This is a genomic window from Campylobacter jejuni, assembly GCF_001457695.1.
Taxonomy (GTDB): domain Bacteria; phylum Campylobacterota; class Campylobacteria; order Campylobacterales; family Campylobacteraceae; genus Campylobacter_D; species Campylobacter_D jejuni.
The window spans coordinates 1,537,401-1,553,002 of sequence record NZ_LN831025.1; the positions used below are offsets into that span (position 1 = coordinate 1,537,401).

Below are 15,602 nucleotides of genomic sequence, written 5' to 3' on the forward strand. Positions count from 1 at the left end.
TTTTATGCTGCCATAGGTGAAGCGCTTTTTGGTTCTTTATCAAGCACTCTTCCACAAGCAATTGTTTTGTAAATATTATAAGTAAACATAAAGAAACCGATAAGATACAACAATCCACCAATCGCTCTAATCCAATAATAAGGAACAATAGCCACAACAGTATCAATAAAGCTATAAAGCAAGTTACCATACTCATCTGTCGCTCTCCACATCATACCTTGAGTGATACCCGCAATCCACATTGAAGCAAAATAAAGAACTATACCTGTGGTTTGGATCCAAAATTGAGCTTCCATTAAAGATTTGCTATAAAGCTCTCTTTTGAAAACTCTAGGAGTCATATGATAAAGCGCAGCCATAGTCATAAATCCTACCCAACCTAATGTTCCATCATGAACATGTCCTGGAATCCAATCTGTAAAGTGTGCTAAAGCATTAACAGACTTAATTGAAAGAATTGGCCCTTCAAGTGTTGAGAACATATAGAAAGTTGATGCCAAAATCATAAATTTAATCAACGGACTCTCGCGAAGCTGGCTCCACTCACCTTTCATAGTAAGTAAGATATTAATCGCTGAACCCCAAGAAGGTAAAATCAATACTATAGAGAAAACCGAACCCATAGTTTGCATCCAATCAGGTACAGTTGAATAAATCAAATGGTGACCACCTGCCCAAAGATAAACAAACATTAAGCCCCAAAATGCAAATAAAGAGAGTTTATAAGAGAAAATCGGCTGACCACTTTCTTTTGGCAAGAAGTAATAAATTTGAGCAATAATACCCACAGTAAATACAAATGCCACAGCATTATGTCCATACCACCATTGTACTAAAGCATCATTTGTTCCTGCATACATTGATACACTATGCCACCATTTACCCATTCCAGTAACAAAATAAGTTGGTACTTCCATGTTGTTAAAAAGATAAAGCATAGCTATACCTAAAAATGTAGCTATATAATACCATAGAGAAATATAAAGGGTTTTTTCACGGCGAATTCCAATAAGTCCAAAAATACTTACACCCCATAAAACCCAAACAAGAACAACAAGAATATCTAAAGGCCACTCAAGCTCTGCATATTCTTTAGATGTAGTCACACCCATAAACAAAGATATAACAGCTAAAACCATAGTAAGCATATAAAGCCAAAAATGAAGCTTACCAACAGCCATTAAAAATCTTGACTCAGCCATACTCACTTTAAGAACACGCTGACCTATATAATACCAAGTTGCCCAAATCCCTGAAAGCATAAAACCAAAAATCACACCTGAAGTATGAAGTGGTCTAAGTCTTGAAAAAGTGGCATATTCTCCTGCTAAATAATTTAAATTAGGATATGCCATTTGAAAAGCTATAAGAGTTCCTATAGCCATACCAACAATGCCGAACAATATGGTCGCAAACATAAAATATCTTGCAACCGTATAGTCGTAATTTAATACATTACCTGGATGCATCGACTTTCTCCTTAAAATTTTTGATAACAAGAGAATATTATAGAATATTAATTATACATTTTTTCTTAAAAATGATAATTTTGTTAATCATTTGTTATGCTTTATATTTTAAGGCTAAATCAGTCTTATTTATTGATATTTATCTTATAACCTAAACTTGGCACATTTTTTATAAAATCTTCACCCACTTTATCTCTTACTCTTTTTATAAATGTTCGAACAGCAGTATCGCTCACATGCTCACCTATCCAAACATTTTTCTTAATATCTTCATGCAAAACCAAAACCCCAGGTTGTTTTAAAAGCAAAGAAATAAAAGCCAATTCTTTTTTAGTTAAAACAATCTCTTTACCATTATGAATCAAAGTTCGTTTAGTTTTGTTAAATTGATATTCTTCGGAAATTTTTACAAGCATGTTTGCTTCAATTGTTTCACCTACTAAACAATCTAAGACTTTGAATAATTCTTCTATATCAACAGGTTTAATTAAATATTTATCTATACCGATATCAATGGAACGCAAAAGTCTCTCTTTCTCTGAATACGTACTAAGAACAACAATTGGGACATCATCTGAAATTTCTTTAATCTCTCTTGCCATATCCAGTCCATCCATAATAGGCATAGCAATATCTGTGATAACTAAATCCGGTTTAAATTTTTTAAATTTTTTAAGCCCTTCATCTCCATTTTGAGCTCCGATTACTTTACTAAAGCGTTCGCTTAATACATTAATCAATGATTCTCTAGTCTTAATTTCATCTTCAACTACTAATATTATCAATTCTTTACATTCTTGTGACATTTTTACTCTACCCTCTCTTTTAGCTTTAAAAATACTTCAAAACAAGCCCCATCTTTTTCATTCTTAACTTTTATTTTTCCTTGGAAACTTTCGATAATTTGTCTACTTATATAAAGTCCTACTCCTATACCCTGACTAGGATGTTTTGTTGTAAAATAAGGTTGAAAAATTTCATCTAAGTTTTCTTTATCAATCCCACCAGCATTATCTTTTATTGTAATTTTCAGATAATTTTTTCCAAATTTTGAAAAAGCTATTGTTATGATTTTTCTTTTTTTGTTTTTAAATGCTTCTATTGAATTTAAAATCAAGTTAAGAAAAACTCTTATTAAACCATTCTCATATGCCAAAACTTCATAATCACTTTTCGAAACAATATTGATATTTACATGATTTTTTTTCTATAGTTTCAAAAGCAATTTCTAAGGCTTTATTTAAAGTCTCTTTTATAAATACACACTGTTCTACCCCCTTATTAAACAAAGTTCTAAACACATCAATTGTTTCTGACATATTTTTAATCATATCTTTTGATTGTGAATAAATCTCAGCAAATCCTTTTTCATCTTTAAGATTTTGTTTCATTTGAAACATAGCAATACCAAGCTCATTTAACGGTTGCCTCCATTGATGAGCTATATCACTAATCATTTGCTCTAATGAAGATTTCAAAATCTCTTCATAGACTATTTTAATATCTTTTTCATTTTTTTCCAAGGCAATTTGCATTTTTTTCTCAAATTTTTTACCTAACTGTATAAATTCTTGTTGGTGATTTTTAACTGTATTTTCAAGATTAATACTTAATTCTCTTAATTTAGCGTGATTTAGAGCAAGCTCTTCATTAAGCTTAAAAGAATTACTAACATCATGAGAGAATGCTACTATTTCTATTAATTCATTATTTTTATCCAATATGGGGATTAATAAAGTTTTAAGATAGAAAGTTTTGCCTAATTTATCAATATTTTTAAAAATAACTTGATAAGGTTTTTTATATGAAAGTTTTTTTAAAAGTTCCTCAATATAACATTCCTCAACATCTGGATGTTTAAATATTGAATGTTTTTTTCCTATAAGCTCTTTTTTACTATATCCACTTATTTGACAAAGCTTATCACTGACAAAAATTAAATTTCCTTGAACATCAGCTCTTGAAAAAATTATATTTTTTTCAAGAGCTTTAAAAAACTGATCTTTAAAAAAATCTTTCATTGAAAAGCCTTAAAACCTATATAGGCAAGATTTATACCGTAACAAACAATAACGCCATACGATAAATAATTAAATAAATTTTTCAAAAAATCACTAAAAAACTGTGAAATTTTAGAAAAAAATAACATCGCTGGTAAAGTTGATATTCCAAAAATCATCATTACCAAAATACCTTCAAAAATATTTTGCTTACTCATTGCATTGGCTATAAAAAAATACACCAATCCACAAGGAACAAAACCATTTGAAAATCCTAAAAATATGGCTGATTTTAATCCTTTAAAATTTTTAGATTTTTTAATAATTTTCTTTACAAAACTATCAAAAAAAACATTATTTTCAATAAAAGATAACATATTGCCTCTAAAAATAAGAGCAAAACCCAAAATCATCATAAATATACCAAGAATAAAAAATGACAAACTTTGAACCTTAGCATTGATTGCCAAGATATTCCCAAAAGTTCCAAAAATTATCCCTAAAGCAATATAAGCAAAAATTCTAAACAAATGATAAATAAAAGTTAATAAAAATAAATTATTGCTTTTTGAATTCAAATTTATAAAAAGTAAATTAAAACCACCACACATAGAATAGCAGTGTCCAAAACTAGATAAAAAAGCAACGCTGATAATAGCTAAAAAATCTATACTCACATCAAATTCATAAATTCTTTAAAAATATACTTACTTTCATGAGGACCTGAAGAACTTTCTGGGTGATGTTGCACTGAAATAATAGGATAGTCTTTATATCTTACTCCTTCAACATTGTCGCCAAATAAATTTCTATGAGTGATATGAGCCACTTGAGCTAGTTCTTCTGGAACATTATAATTATGATTTTGTGCGGTAATTTCTACTGTTCTTGTATCAAGATTGATCACAGGATGATTTGCTCCATGTTGTCCAAATTTCATTTTATAAGTTTCATATCCAAAAGCATTACTTAAAAGCTGGTGACCTAAGCAAATTCCAAGCATGGGAATTTTAGCTTCTGCAAGTTTTTTAATCTCTGCAATCTCTTGTTTTAAAATCCTTGGCTCACCTGGACCATTAGAAAGAAACACACCTTGAATTTCACCTTTTTTATACAGAGTAATCAATTCATCCGCTTTAACATTATATGGATAAACTTCTACTTCAAAACCTACTTCTACAAGTTCATTTAGAATATTTGTTTTAACACCATAGTCTATAACAGCAACTTTTTTCTCACTTCTTTTAGCATCATTAAATTTTTGAAAACTAGCGTTCCAAACACCTTGTTTATGAGAATAATTTTTCTTAGTGCTAACTTCTTTTACAAAATTTACTTCATCAATTTTTGCTGATTTTTCTAAGGCGATTTTTAAATCTTCTTTATTTGAAATTTCAGTTGAAATTACAGCTCTTAAATTGCCATTATTTCTTATCATTTTTACTAGATATCTCGTATCAAGTTCATAAATTCCTATTTTTCCATGTTTTTCAAGATAATCTTGCAGACTTTCTTTAGCGCGAAAATTTGAAAAACTAGAACTTAATTCACGCATTAAAACACCACTTGCAAAAATTTCCTTACTTTCATTATCATTTTCATTGGTTCCCACTATACCAATTTCTGGCATGGAAAATACGATAAATTGCCCCGCATAAGAAGGATCTGAAATAATTTCTTGATACCCTGTTAAAGAAGTGTTAAATACAAGCTCTCCAAAAAAAGTACCGCTCTTTCCAAAAGCCTTGGCACTTAAAAAAATATCATTTTCTAAATAAATATAAGCCTTCATTAAAACATACCTTTTTTTCTAAGCTCTTCTTGATAGAGTTTTTCAAAGATAAGATCGTATTCTTCGCTACCTGGAATAGGTTTTGTTTTATAATTGCTAATTTTCTCATAAACCTCATCTTCAAGTTTTTCATAAATTTTAAGATAAGACTCTATGCTTGAAAAGATTAAATTTTTAACTCTATTTTCACTCACTATAAAATTAATATAATCATTCTCTACAAGTTCTTCTAAAATTTGATGCGCTAGATGATTATGTCTATCTTCAGAATCTAAAATCACATTAAATTCAGGAGCTAACTTTTTCTTCACAAGCCAAAACATATTTTTACGATCTACTTGCATAAGCTCCATTTCATCTTCTTGTTGCTCCAAAAGCTCTTTTACTCTTTCATCTAATTTTCTTTCATTTAGAATATCTTTCTCTAAAACTTCTATTATACATACCTTAAGCTTTTCTAATTGATCTTTAATTTCTACAAAAGAAGAATTAGCTATATCTAACATCATTTTATTTGCGATATAAGGAATATGTGGTAATTTTATACGCATCTTGAAAACCTTTTATTTAATAATGTTTGAAATAATAGCTTATTTTTGGTAAAAGAATGTTAAAAATGAAAAATTTTCATTCTTTTAATCGCCTAATTACTAGCATTATTATCTAAATTTTTCAAAAGCAAAGTAAGCTCGCTAGCTTTTTTTGGATCCATTTTAGATAAAACACCTGAAATTTTACGCGATTCCAAAGAAAGCATTATTTTGCTTGCATCCTCTGCATCCATTTGACTTAAAACATCTGCAATGGCTGCATCTTTCATTTGGGAATAAATTTCTTTAACCCTACCTTGAGTTTTATCATTGATTGAATTTAAAATCTTTTGTTGTTCTTCTACAAGCCTTGCGTTTTCAAGCTTTAATTCTTCAATTTTTGCCAAAGTTGCATTAACCTCAGCCTCTTTTTTTTCTAAATTTTCAAGCCTTTCTTTTTGCAAAGCTTCAAAAGAGGCTTTATAAGCTTCTAAAGATTGTCTTGCTTCATCAAATTCTCTAGTTTGCAATTCAATTTGAGCTTTTCTAGCTTCAAAATACTGGTCACAATCTTGTTCAGCTCCAAAAATTACACTTGAAATAAAAACTAACAATATAAATTTTTTAATCATCTTTTTCCCCTTTGAAAAAACGACTGATTGCAATTTCATCTAAAAATTTTTCTTCAGCCTTCGCAAGTTCTTTTTGTTTTTGTTTAATTTCTTCAGTTTCCAAAGCCTTCATTTTTTCATAATCTAAATGCGCTTTTTGATATAAAAACTGATAATGATTCATTTCTTTTTTAGAAAGTTCTACTTTCTCCTTAGCTCTTGCCAAAGCCTCGCGTCCTACTTGTGCCATACTTAAATTTGATCTTAACTCTGCTATAGATCCTGATTTTGGCAATACGCCTAAACTTTCACACTCTTGGCGTGAAAGTTCATAAGCTTTTTCATGTTCAAGCTGTCTTTGTTTGGCTTGATTAAGATTTGATTCTGCTTTATCAAGTTGTTGTTTTCTTACTTTTACAACAGAATTATATTTACTTTTCATAAGATGATAGTATCATCTCTTTCAGGGCTAGTGGAAATATACTTTACTTTAACCCCTGCAAGCTCTTCAAGTCTTGCTATATATTTTTTAGCATTTTCTGGCAATAAATCATAATCTTTTATACCAAAAACTTTATCCCAACCATCCATTTCTTCATAAATAGGTTGAACATTTTCTAAATCACTTGGTATATAGTCGATTTCCATGCCCTTATATTCATAAGCACGACAAATTTTTATCTTTTCAAAACCATCTAAAACATCAAGCTTCATCAAAGATAAAGCATCAAGACCATTAAGCCTTGCTGTATATCTTACAGCAACCGCATCAAACCATCCACAGCGTCTTTTACGTCCCGTGCTTACGCCAATCTCTTTTCCAATTTGTGCAATTTTTTCTCCATCTTCACCCTTATCCTCAGTAGGAAAAGCTCCATTTCCCACACGCGTTGCATAAGCTTTTACAATACCTATAATATTTCCCGCTTCTTTAGGATTTAACCCAAGTCCTGTTAAAGCGCCTGCTGAAATAGTACTTGAACTTGTAACATAAGGATAAGTTCCATGATCAATATCAAGCATAGAACCCTGAGCTCCTTCTAAAAGTACTCTTTTATCTTCATCTAAAGCCTTCCAAAGCATTCTTGTAGTATCTGTAATATAAGGAGTTAAAATTTCATTAAAGCGTTTTAAATCAGCAAGCAATTCTTCAGCACTTGGAATTTCAATTTCAAGCATTTCAAAAAAAGTTTTATTAGCTTCAAAATCTTTTATCAAAGCCTCACAAAGTCTTTGTGGTTCTAAAAGCTCACCAACTCTATGTCCTGTACGATTAATCTTATCTGCATAAGAAGGTCCTATACCCTTACCTGTTGTTCCTATGGCATTTTTGCCTTTGAGTTTTTCTTTTGCAATGTCTATTAAAGAATGATGTTTTAAATTTAAATGAGCTCTATCACTGATATATAATCTACCTTTTAAATTTTCAAATTGAGCCATTTCAGCGATCAATACTTCAGGAGAAACCACAACTCCATTTCCGATAATATTAATACATCTTGGATGCAAAACTCCACTTGGCATAAGATGAAGCGCATATCTTACACCATTTACCCAAATCGTATGTCCTGCATTGTGTCCACCTGCACTTCTGCAAACAAAATCATAATTTTCACATAATTTATCAACCACCTTACCTTTTCCTTCATCGCCCCATTGAATGCCGACAATAATATCTGCTTTGCTCATAAAAATTTCCTTGATTTTACTTAATATTGGCGAGAAGATGAGAGAATCGAACTCCCCAAAGAATAGTCAACTATCCTTTCATCTGATTTGAAGTCAGTGGCGATCACCAGATACGCTAATCTTCCAAAGTGATAATTATAGCGATTTTTAATGAAAAACAAAATAAATTTATCAATATTCTTTTTGACTTCATATTAAATTTAAGCTATAATCTCACTCTTTTTTAGCATCAAGTTTTGATGATTACATTTTTAGGATCTTTCTTTGAATTTTTTTAAACAAAAATATTTAATCAATTTTTGGGACAATTCCCGTTCTATGATTGCACTTGGAATTTTAAGCGCAGTGTATTTTGGGATTTTTGGTGGCGTTTGGGCTGTTACTGGAGAAATGACGCGTTGGGGCGGTGAATTTTTAGAACTTTTAGGTATGAATTTAGATGGATATTCTTATTACCAAAAGCAAAATTTAAATGGAACCCCTTTAACAAGAACTGATGGTATTATGCTCATAGGTATGTTTATAGGTTGTTTAGTAGCCGCACTTTTAGCTAACAAAGTCAAATTTCGTCTACCTGCTAGCAATATAAGAATTTTTCAAGCAATAGTAGGTGGAATTCTTTCAGGATATGGAGCAAGACTTGCATTTGGATGCAATTTAGCTAATTTTTTTACAGGTTTACCTTATTTTTCTTTACACACTTGGCTTTTTACTGTTTTTATGGTTTTAGGAATTTATCTAGGAGTAAAAATTTGCAACACTTCCTTTTTTAAACCTAAAGCTAAATTAGAACGGGTAAATAAAGAAAACTTGCCGCTAAACAAGCAAAGTTTGCGTACAAAACTATATTTTAACTTAGGCATATTGCTTTTCATGGCCTTTTTAGTTTGGGTGTTTTATCTTGTTTTTACAAATGGCAATATCAGCACACAAAACAAACAAAGTCTTCTAGCTTTAGCACTGATTTTTGGTTTTGTTTTTGGCTTTATTATTTCTAGAGGACAAATTTGTTTTACTTCTTGCTTTAGAGATTTATTTTTATTTGGTAGAGATAATGCTATAAAAGGCGCATTAATTGGCATGATTATCGCTTCTTTAATCGCTTTTGCTTTTATCTTGCAAGGTCATACTAGCAAACTCATAGAACTTTCTCCTGCTGTAGCTGTGGGAGCATTTTTGTTTGGTTTTGGCATAGTTTTTGCCGGAGGTTGTGAGTGTGGTTGGGCTTATCGTGCCTTTGAAGGGCAAAGTCATTTTATGATAGTAGGAATTGCAAATATAATAGGAACTATGATTTTAGCCTTAAGTTATGACTTTTTACCAAAGGCTCTTAAAGAAGGTGTAAAAATCAATCTTTTAACTGAATTTGGAAATTTAAATGGATTTTTTATCAACCTTATTTTATTCATCTTAATGTTTGCTTTTGTGGTATTTTATAAAAAACACTTCTTTAAAAATCAACTTAAAGGATAAACAATGAAAATTACTTATAGTTTAAATTTGCAAGGTGAAGCTTGCCCTTATCCTGCTATAGCAACACTTGATGTCTTACCTAAGCTTCAAAGTGGAGAAATTTTAGAAGTACTTTGTGATTGTCCACAAAGTATCAATTCCATACCTCAAGATGCAAAAAACCGTGGTTTTAAAGTACTTGAAATCGACCAAAGTGGACCCACACTAAGATTTTTAATCCAAAAGCCTTGAAAATATTAATTTTTAAGCTTTAAAAAATAGTGAGAATATTCATCTAAAATTATTCTCACTCTAAACCTTAATCATTCAAGCTCACGCACCAAGCTATCAATTCTATTTCTTAAAACACTTTGGCGTTTTACAATCTCTTCTATTTCTTTATTTAGTGCTTTTATGTCGATTATCTCTCTTGTATCTTTTGCTTCTACATAGCTTGATACGCTTAAGTTATAATCATTTTTTGCGATCTCTTCAATGCTTACAAGCTTAGTTAAATGTGGCACTTCTTTTCTATCTTTATAAAGTTTTAAGATATTTTCTAAGTTTTCCTTGCTTAGCATATTTTTATTAGTTACTTTGATAAATTCTTCATTTGCATTGATAAATAGTGTATTTTTATCAGTTTTATTCTTTCTAAGCACCAAAATACACACCGCAATGCTTGTGCCAAAAAAGAGATTTGGTGCTAGAGAGATCACACAATCTACAAAGTTTTCTTCTATCATATATTTTCTTATATCTCTCTCTGCTCCACCTCTATACATTACCCCAGGAAAGCAGACAATCGCTGCACTTCCTTTCTCGCTAAGCCAAGAGAGTGAGTGCATCACAAAAGCCAAGTCAGCTTTTGAAGTGGGTGCTAAAACCCCTGCTTTGTTAAATCTCTCATCATTGATTAAAAGTGCATTGTCTTTGCCCTCCCATTTGGTACTATAAGGCGGATTGCTAACAATTGCGTCAAAAGGCTCTAGCTCTTTATGATTTTCACTAGGATTTATCAAAGTATCGCCGTGTGCGATATCAAAGCGTGTGTAATTTACATCATGTAAGAACATATTCATTCTAGCAAGGTTGTAGGTAGTGATATTGATCTCTTGCCCAAAATAGCCCTTTTTAGGATCGCTTTTTAGTGATTTTTTGTATTGCAAAAGTAGCGATCCACTCCCACAAGCAGGATCGTAGACTTTATTTGGCTTAGCATTATTATACAAAGTAATTTCTACCAAAAGTTTGCTTACTTCTTGTGGAGTGAAAAACTCTCCCCCGCTTTTACCCGCATTACTTGCATACATTGTCATTAAAAACTCATAAGCATCACCAAAAGCATCGATCTCATTTTCATTATAGTGCAAATCAAGCTCACTTATTGTTTCCATAATCTTTAAAATCTTTTTATTACGCTCTTTATTATCCGCTCCAAGTTTATTAGAATACAAATCTAAATCATCAAAAAGCCCCTTAAAGCTCTTTTCACTCTCACTTCCATTAGCACTAGATTCTATCTCTTTAAAAACTACACTTAGTTTTTCATTTAAATTTTCTAATTTTGCATTTTTAAATATATTTGAAAAAAGATGGCTTGGCTTTATAAAAAATCCTTTAGCATTAATGATTGTATCTCTACCATTTTCTGCCATCTCATCGCTTAAATTTTCATAATCTTGCTCAAAAGATTTTAAAACATAATTTTTTAGATTCTCGCAGATAAAATAATAAAATAAAAATCCCAAAACATAACTTTTAAAATCCCAACCATCGACACTTCCACGCAAATCATTTGCTATCTTCCAAATGGTTTTGTGTAATTCTTCTCTCTCTACAACGCTTTTCATATGGCTTCCTTAAAAGTTAATAATTGATTTCTATAATATTCATATTGCTTTTTTCTTGCTTCTATCTCTGCGGGGATTCCACTTTGTAAATCCGTGGTAAGTGCGTGGAATTGATCTAAAATATTTACAATTTTTTCTTGTGTTGCAAGGGGTGGGATTGGGATTTGAAATCTATCTGTATCAGCTACTGCTAATTGTGGGATTTTAACCGCATTAGCTCTTGCTATTTTTTGAAAATATTCAACTTTGTTTTTAAGGTAGTAAAAAATAAATTTTAAATTTATATCTTTTGTATCTGGATTTAAAGAGTAAGACCACAATTCATTTTTATGTGTAAAAGGTTTTGCATAATATTCAAAATCCACATAACCGCGAGATTTTACAATTATGCTAGTTTTTTTAAGAATATTTTGCTCTTGCAATAATTCCATCTTGGTATCAATAAAAGTTTTACCACCTGCAAAGATTCTAATATCGCCATTTTGGATTGCGATTTTTTCCATTTCTCCCGCAGTGATATTGATACCTTTTTGTCTTTCACATATTTCACCTAGCATTTTTAGCTCATACCCCCCCCCATTAGTTTTTAGATACTCAAAAGATAAAAGCTTGTTGCGATAATACTCATATTGACGGCGGCGCGCTTCTAGCTCTGCTTCTAGCTCTGCTTCTAGCTCTGTAAAAGTATCTAGAATCTTAACTATCTCTTCTTGAATTTCAAGCGGCGGAATTGGGATTTGGAGATTTTTCCACTTGGGTTGAGTTAAACCAAATCTAGTAATTCCTTGTGCATTTTTTAAAATTTGTTTTCGCAGATTCTCAGAATCAAAACAATATCTCAAAAAATAAGGATTAATTTGTCTATTGAAAATCCTAAAACGCATAATATGATAACTATAACAAACATTAGGCATATCTTCAATTGCAACAGAAGCAAAACCAATTTCATTAATATTCTCAGACGATGGAGTAATAAATAAATCATTTTTTAAAATATTACATTTTTGTATTTCAGCTTCTGAGGCAGTTACTTTCATTGAAGGAATATTTTTATTAATATAGTGATTATTCATCACATCTAAAAAATTTAAAAGAAAAACTTCTTTTTGGTTTTCTCTTATTTTTTTATCAACTCCTGTATTTGATAACTCCCCAATTTCCCATAAATTCTTAAACTCCACGCCATTAGGACAAAGCTCGTTTAATAATTTTTCTATTTTATTCATTCTCTTCCTTTTTAAGAAAAACTACAAATTTATCAAAAAAACTTTTAAGTTTATCAATGATTTGCTGTCGTTTTTCGTCATTTCCTTCACTCTTTGGAGCAAAAGGATTAATAAGCGGTAAAAGTCTTCCTATGCCCTCTCCTTTATCTTGGAAGAAATTTAGCTCAAAGGCTTCATCTAAATATTCTTTTGTCAAATTTCCATTTAAATTCTCATCTTTTATGATTTGTTGTAATTCTTGCTCTTTTTTTCTTTGCATAAAACTCTCAAAAAGGCTTTTATAATCGCTATTTTTATTATGATCAATCTCGTTTAAAAACTCTTGTATTAGCTCTTTTTTATCCCTTAAGCTTGGGTTTGAAATAATGGTTTTTAAAATATTTTCTTTTGTCTTTTCTTTGGAATCTTTGTGATACTCTTCAAGCAAGAACAATATAAAGTCTACATTGATCTCATTTTGTTTAATCAGCTCGATTTCAAAGATTAAATCATCATTGATATTTTCTTTTTCTTTCTCTTTTCTTAGAGTGTTGTAAAGCTCTAAATAATGGCTTTGATAGTCTTGTTTATCTCTGATATCTAAAGGATTTTTAAATTCATCAAAAAGATTTAAAATATTTTCAAGCTTTAGAATCTCATTGAAAATTTTAATGAATTCTCGTTGCTCTTTTTCGCTTTTTAATGGAAAATTTAAAAGTTCAAATTTTTGTTTTAATTCATCCACTAACGCACTATATTTTTCAAAATAAAAAGCAAAATTTTCTAGCAAAACAATGCTTGATGCTTTTTCATCACCAAACATTTTTAAGCTTTCATTTGTGGCATTTTCTAAATCTCTAAAACACACGACATTGCCGCAATTTTTTTGCTCATTTAAGATTCTATTGGTGCGTGAAAAAGCCTGGAGTAGTCCGTGGTATTTGAGATTTTTATCCACATAAAGAGTATTGATCGTTTTAGAATCAAAGCCTGTTAAAAACATATTAACAACTATAAGCAAATCTAGCTCTTTGTTTTTAAGCTTTTGGGATATATCTTTATAATAATTATCAAATTTTTCTAAGCTAAAATCACTTTTAAAATGGCTATTATAATCTTTTATCGCATTGCTTAAAAACTCTTTTGCACTTTGACTATCACTTGCAAACTCATCTAAATCTTCATTTTGTTCATAAGAGTAAATAATGCCAACTTTTAAATCTTGTTTGTTTTGTTTTAATTGTCTGCTAAATTCTTCATAATATTTTTTGGCAAAATCCACACTAGCGGTAGCAAAAATAGCGTTAAAACCTTGCACTCTTTGATTTTTAAGCGTGTAGGCACTTTGTCTTTTGGTATGGCGGTTAAAATTCTCTAAAATATAGCTTGTGATTTTTTCTATTCTTTCATCATTTAAAAGGCTTGATTCTCTATCAATGGTTAGAATTTTCTTATCTGAATCACTTTCAATTTGCTTCATTGTAGAATGATAACTTACTTTAAAAGGTAAGACATTTTTATCTTTTATCGCATTTAAAATCGTGTAAGAGTGCAAACAAACACCAAAAGTGCTTTGAGTGGTTTTAAGCTCTAAATTTTTATCATTATTAACAAAATAATTTTTGCTAGCATTTTCTTCAAAAATCGGCGTGCCAGTAAAACCAAAAATATAGTATTTTTTAAATTTTTTGATAATTTGTTCGTGCATTAAGCCAAATTGACTTCTATGGCATTCATCAAAAATAAAGACGATTTCAGAATCAAAAATGCGAGAATTTTCATATTTTTGCACGAATTTTGAAAGCTTTTGAATTGTGGTAATGATAATTTTCTCATCTTCTTTTGTGCTTTCTATGCGATGCTTTAGCTCATTGGTATTTTTAGTGGCATTAGCTGCACCTTTTTCAAATTTATCATATTCTTTTTGCGTTTGATAGTCTAAATCTTTCCTATCTACAACAAAAAGCACTTTTTGAATAAAGTTTAGTTTTGTGGCTAAAATCGCTGTTTTAAAGGAAGTTAAAGTCTTTCCGCTTCCTGTGCTATGCCATATATAGCCCCCTGCTTCTACACTACCATAATGTTTGTGATTATGGGCGATTTTAATTTTATCTATAATCCTCTCACTTGCTGCAATTTGATAAGGACGCATGATAAGCAATTCATTATCTGCATTAAAAACACAATATTTTGTAAGAATATTAAGTAAATTTCTTTTAGCTAAAAAGGTTTTTGCAAAGTCTTCTAAATCTTCGATAATATTGTTTTTAGCATCTGAAAAACTCATACAAAAAGCATAATTATCGTTTTGTGATTTTTTAGCTTTGTGCTGGTTTGTGTTGCTATAGTATTTAGTAAGTGTGCCATTTGAAATAATAAAAATTTGCACAAATTCATAAAGTGCATTGCCCTCTAAAAAGCTTTCTTTTTGATAACGCCTGATTTGATTGAAAGCTTCTTTTAGATTCACCCCACGCCTTTTTAGCTCAATATGCACTAAAGGCAGTCCATTTACTAAAATGCTAACATCATAGCGATTTTTAAACTCACCATTTTCATTTTTTAGCTGCGAGATAACTTGAAGGTGATTATTAATAGGATTAACTCTATCTATCAAAATAATATTTTTCTTGCTTCCATCTTCTTTTTCAAGTGTAAGTGTAAAACCATCACTTTGAAGCATTTTAGTTTTATCTTCAAAAGTTAGCTTAAGATTAGTGATATTTTGCCTATAAAAACTTTCCCATTCTGTCGGTGAAAAAGAGATATTATTAAGCCTTTGAAGTTGTAATTTAAAATTAGATTCAAGATCGTTTATATCGCTTAAATTTAATCGCTCATAGCCTTGAAGTGTAAGTTCTTTAATAAGAAATTTTTCTAAATCCTCTTCGCTTTGATAAGCTTTTGGCTCTTTCGGTGTGAATTTGTATTCTGTAATAATAGTAGTGTTGTCATTTTGCGTCATTAAATTATTCATAAAAAAAACCTAAAAATATAATTT

Annotated in this window: 13 protein-coding genes, 1 tRNA gene and 1 pseudogene; 2 read left to right on the plus strand and 13 right to left on the minus strand. The window is 30.3% G+C overall.

What is annotated here, in order from left to right; genetic code table 11:
• Positions 1-2: 2 nt before the first annotated feature.
• From ccoN to AT682_RS07850, 10 genes and pseudogenes are all read right to left on the minus strand, one after another.
• The gene (gene ccoN / locus AT682_RS07805) at positions 3-1,469 is read right to left on the minus strand and encodes a cytochrome-c oxidase, cbb3-type subunit I (RefSeq protein WP_004306543.1); all 1,467 of its coding nucleotides are present in this window, start codon (positions 1,467-1,469) and stop codon (positions 3-5) included.
• Positions 1,470-1,594: 125 nt separating this feature from the next.
• Positions 1,595-2,275, minus strand: a complete 681-nt coding sequence (bumR, locus tag AT682_RS07810) for a butyrate response regulator transcription factor BumR (protein ID WP_004306545.1) — start codon at positions 2,273-2,275, stop codon at positions 1,595-1,597.
• Between the two features lie 2 nt (positions 2,276-2,277).
• Positions 2,278-3,490, minus strand: a pseudogene (bumS, locus tag AT682_RS07815) (butyrate sensor histidiine kinase-like phosphatase BumS).
• On the minus strand, positions 3,487-4,146 hold the full coding sequence (locus AT682_RS07820; RefSeq protein ID WP_004306547.1) for a sulfite exporter TauE/SafE family protein: 660 nt from the start codon (positions 4,144-4,146) through the stop codon (positions 3,487-3,489). Before AT682_RS07820 ends, bumS begins: the two are co-directional and overlap by 4 nt.
• Complete coding sequence (carA, locus tag AT682_RS07825; protein ID WP_002920012.1) at positions 4,143-5,261, minus strand: glutamine-hydrolyzing carbamoyl-phosphate synthase small subunit; 1,119 nt, start codon at positions 5,259-5,261, stop codon at positions 4,143-4,145. Before carA ends, AT682_RS07820 begins: the two co-directional genes overlap by 4 nt.
• Positions 5,261-5,812, minus strand: a complete 552-nt coding sequence (locus tag AT682_RS07830; protein ID WP_002851269.1) for a DUF507 family protein — start codon at positions 5,810-5,812, stop codon at positions 5,261-5,263. Before AT682_RS07830 ends, carA begins: the two co-directional genes overlap by 1 nt.
• A gap of 92 nt (positions 5,813-5,904) precedes the next feature.
• A complete protein-coding gene (locus tag AT682_RS07835; RefSeq protein WP_004306549.1) occupies positions 5,905-6,423 on the minus strand; it encodes a MotE family protein in 519 nt (172 codons plus the stop codon).
• On the minus strand, positions 6,416-6,844 hold the full coding sequence (locus AT682_RS07840; protein WP_002880459.1) for a flagellar export protein FliJ: 429 nt from the start codon (positions 6,842-6,844) through the stop codon (positions 6,416-6,418). Before AT682_RS07840 ends, AT682_RS07835 begins: the two co-directional genes overlap by 8 nt.
• Positions 6,841-8,091, minus strand: coding sequence for an adenylosuccinate synthase (purA, locus tag AT682_RS07845; RefSeq protein WP_002855302.1), 1,251 nt, complete (start codon positions 8,089-8,091; stop codon positions 6,841-6,843). The genes AT682_RS07840 and purA overlap by 4 nt, the downstream gene beginning before the upstream one ends.
• Positions 8,092-8,118: 27 nt before the next feature.
• A tRNA-Sec gene (locus AT682_RS07850) sits at positions 8,119-8,216 on the minus strand.
• A gap of 139 nt (positions 8,217-8,355) precedes the next feature.
• Between AT682_RS07850 and yedE the strand changes: the two genes are divergently transcribed.
• Together yedE and yedF are read left to right on the plus strand one after the other, a co-directional pair.
• Complete coding sequence (yedE, locus tag AT682_RS07855; protein ID WP_004306552.1) at positions 8,356-9,564, plus strand: selenium metabolism membrane protein YedE/FdhT; 1,209 nt, start codon at positions 8,356-8,358, stop codon at positions 9,562-9,564.
• Positions 9,565-9,567: 3 nt separating this feature from the next.
• On the plus strand, positions 9,568-9,795 hold the full coding sequence (yedF, locus tag AT682_RS07860; RefSeq protein WP_002867050.1) for a sulfurtransferase-like selenium metabolism protein YedF: 228 nt from the start codon (positions 9,568-9,570) through the stop codon (positions 9,793-9,795).
• Between the two features lie 71 nt (positions 9,796-9,866).
• On the opposite strand, the gene AT682_RS07865 is transcribed toward yedF, so the two are convergent.
• Genes AT682_RS07865 through AT682_RS07875 form a run of 3 tightly spaced genes read right to left on the minus strand, consistent with a single transcriptional unit; the run spans position 9,867 to position 15,578 of the window.
• Complete coding sequence (locus tag AT682_RS07865) at positions 9,867-11,396, minus strand: type I restriction-modification system subunit M (RefSeq protein ID WP_004306557.1); 1,530 nt, start codon at positions 11,394-11,396, stop codon at positions 9,867-9,869.
• The gene (locus AT682_RS09435) at positions 11,393-12,622 is read right to left on the minus strand and encodes a restriction endonuclease subunit S (RefSeq protein WP_016818336.1); all 1,230 of its coding nucleotides are present in this window, start codon (positions 12,620-12,622) and stop codon (positions 11,393-11,395) included. The genes AT682_RS07865 and AT682_RS09435 overlap by 4 nt, the downstream gene beginning before the upstream one ends.
• Positions 12,615-15,578, minus strand: a complete 2,964-nt coding sequence (locus tag AT682_RS07875; RefSeq protein WP_002883384.1) for a type I restriction endonuclease subunit R — start codon at positions 15,576-15,578, stop codon at positions 12,615-12,617. Before AT682_RS07875 ends, AT682_RS09435 begins: the two co-directional genes overlap by 8 nt.
• Positions 15,579-15,602: the final 24 nt, after the last annotated feature.

Excerpts from the sequence above, each read along its gene's own strand:
- ccoN (WP_004306543.1), bottom strand. The coding sequence starts at position 1,469 with ATGCATCCAGGTAATGTATTAAATTACGACTATACGGTTGCAAGATAT.
- bumR (WP_004306545.1), bottom strand. The coding sequence starts at position 2,275 with ATGTCACAAGAATGTAAAGAATTGATAATATTAGTAGTTGAAGATGAA.
- carA (WP_002920012.1), bottom strand. The coding sequence starts at position 5,261 with ATGAAGGCTTATATTTATTTAGAAAATGATATTTTTTTAAGTGCCAAG.
- AT682_RS07830 (WP_002851269.1), bottom strand. The coding sequence starts at position 5,812 with ATGCGTATAAAATTACCACATATTCCTTATATCGCAAATAAAATGATG.
- AT682_RS07835 (WP_004306549.1), bottom strand. The coding sequence starts at position 6,423 with ATGATTAAAAAATTTATATTGTTAGTTTTTATTTCAAGTGTAATTTTT.
- AT682_RS07840 (WP_002880459.1), bottom strand. The coding sequence starts at position 6,844 with ATGAAAAGTAAATATAATTCTGTTGTAAAAGTAAGAAAACAACAACTT.
- purA (WP_002855302.1), bottom strand. The coding sequence starts at position 8,091 with ATGAGCAAAGCAGATATTATTGTCGGCATTCAATGGGGCGATGAAGGA.
- yedF (WP_002867050.1), top strand. The coding sequence starts at position 9,568 with ATGAAAATTACTTATAGTTTAAATTTGCAAGGTGAAGCTTGCCCTTAT.
- AT682_RS07865 (WP_004306557.1), bottom strand. The coding sequence starts at position 11,396 with ATGAAAAGCGTTGTAGAGAGAGAAGAATTACACAAAACCATTTGGAAG.
- AT682_RS09435 (WP_016818336.1), bottom strand. The coding sequence starts at position 12,622 with ATGAATAAAATAGAAAAATTATTAAACGAGCTTTGTCCTAATGGCGTG.
- AT682_RS07875 (WP_002883384.1), bottom strand. The coding sequence starts at position 15,578 with ATGAATAATTTAATGACGCAAAATGACAACACTACTATTATTACAGAA.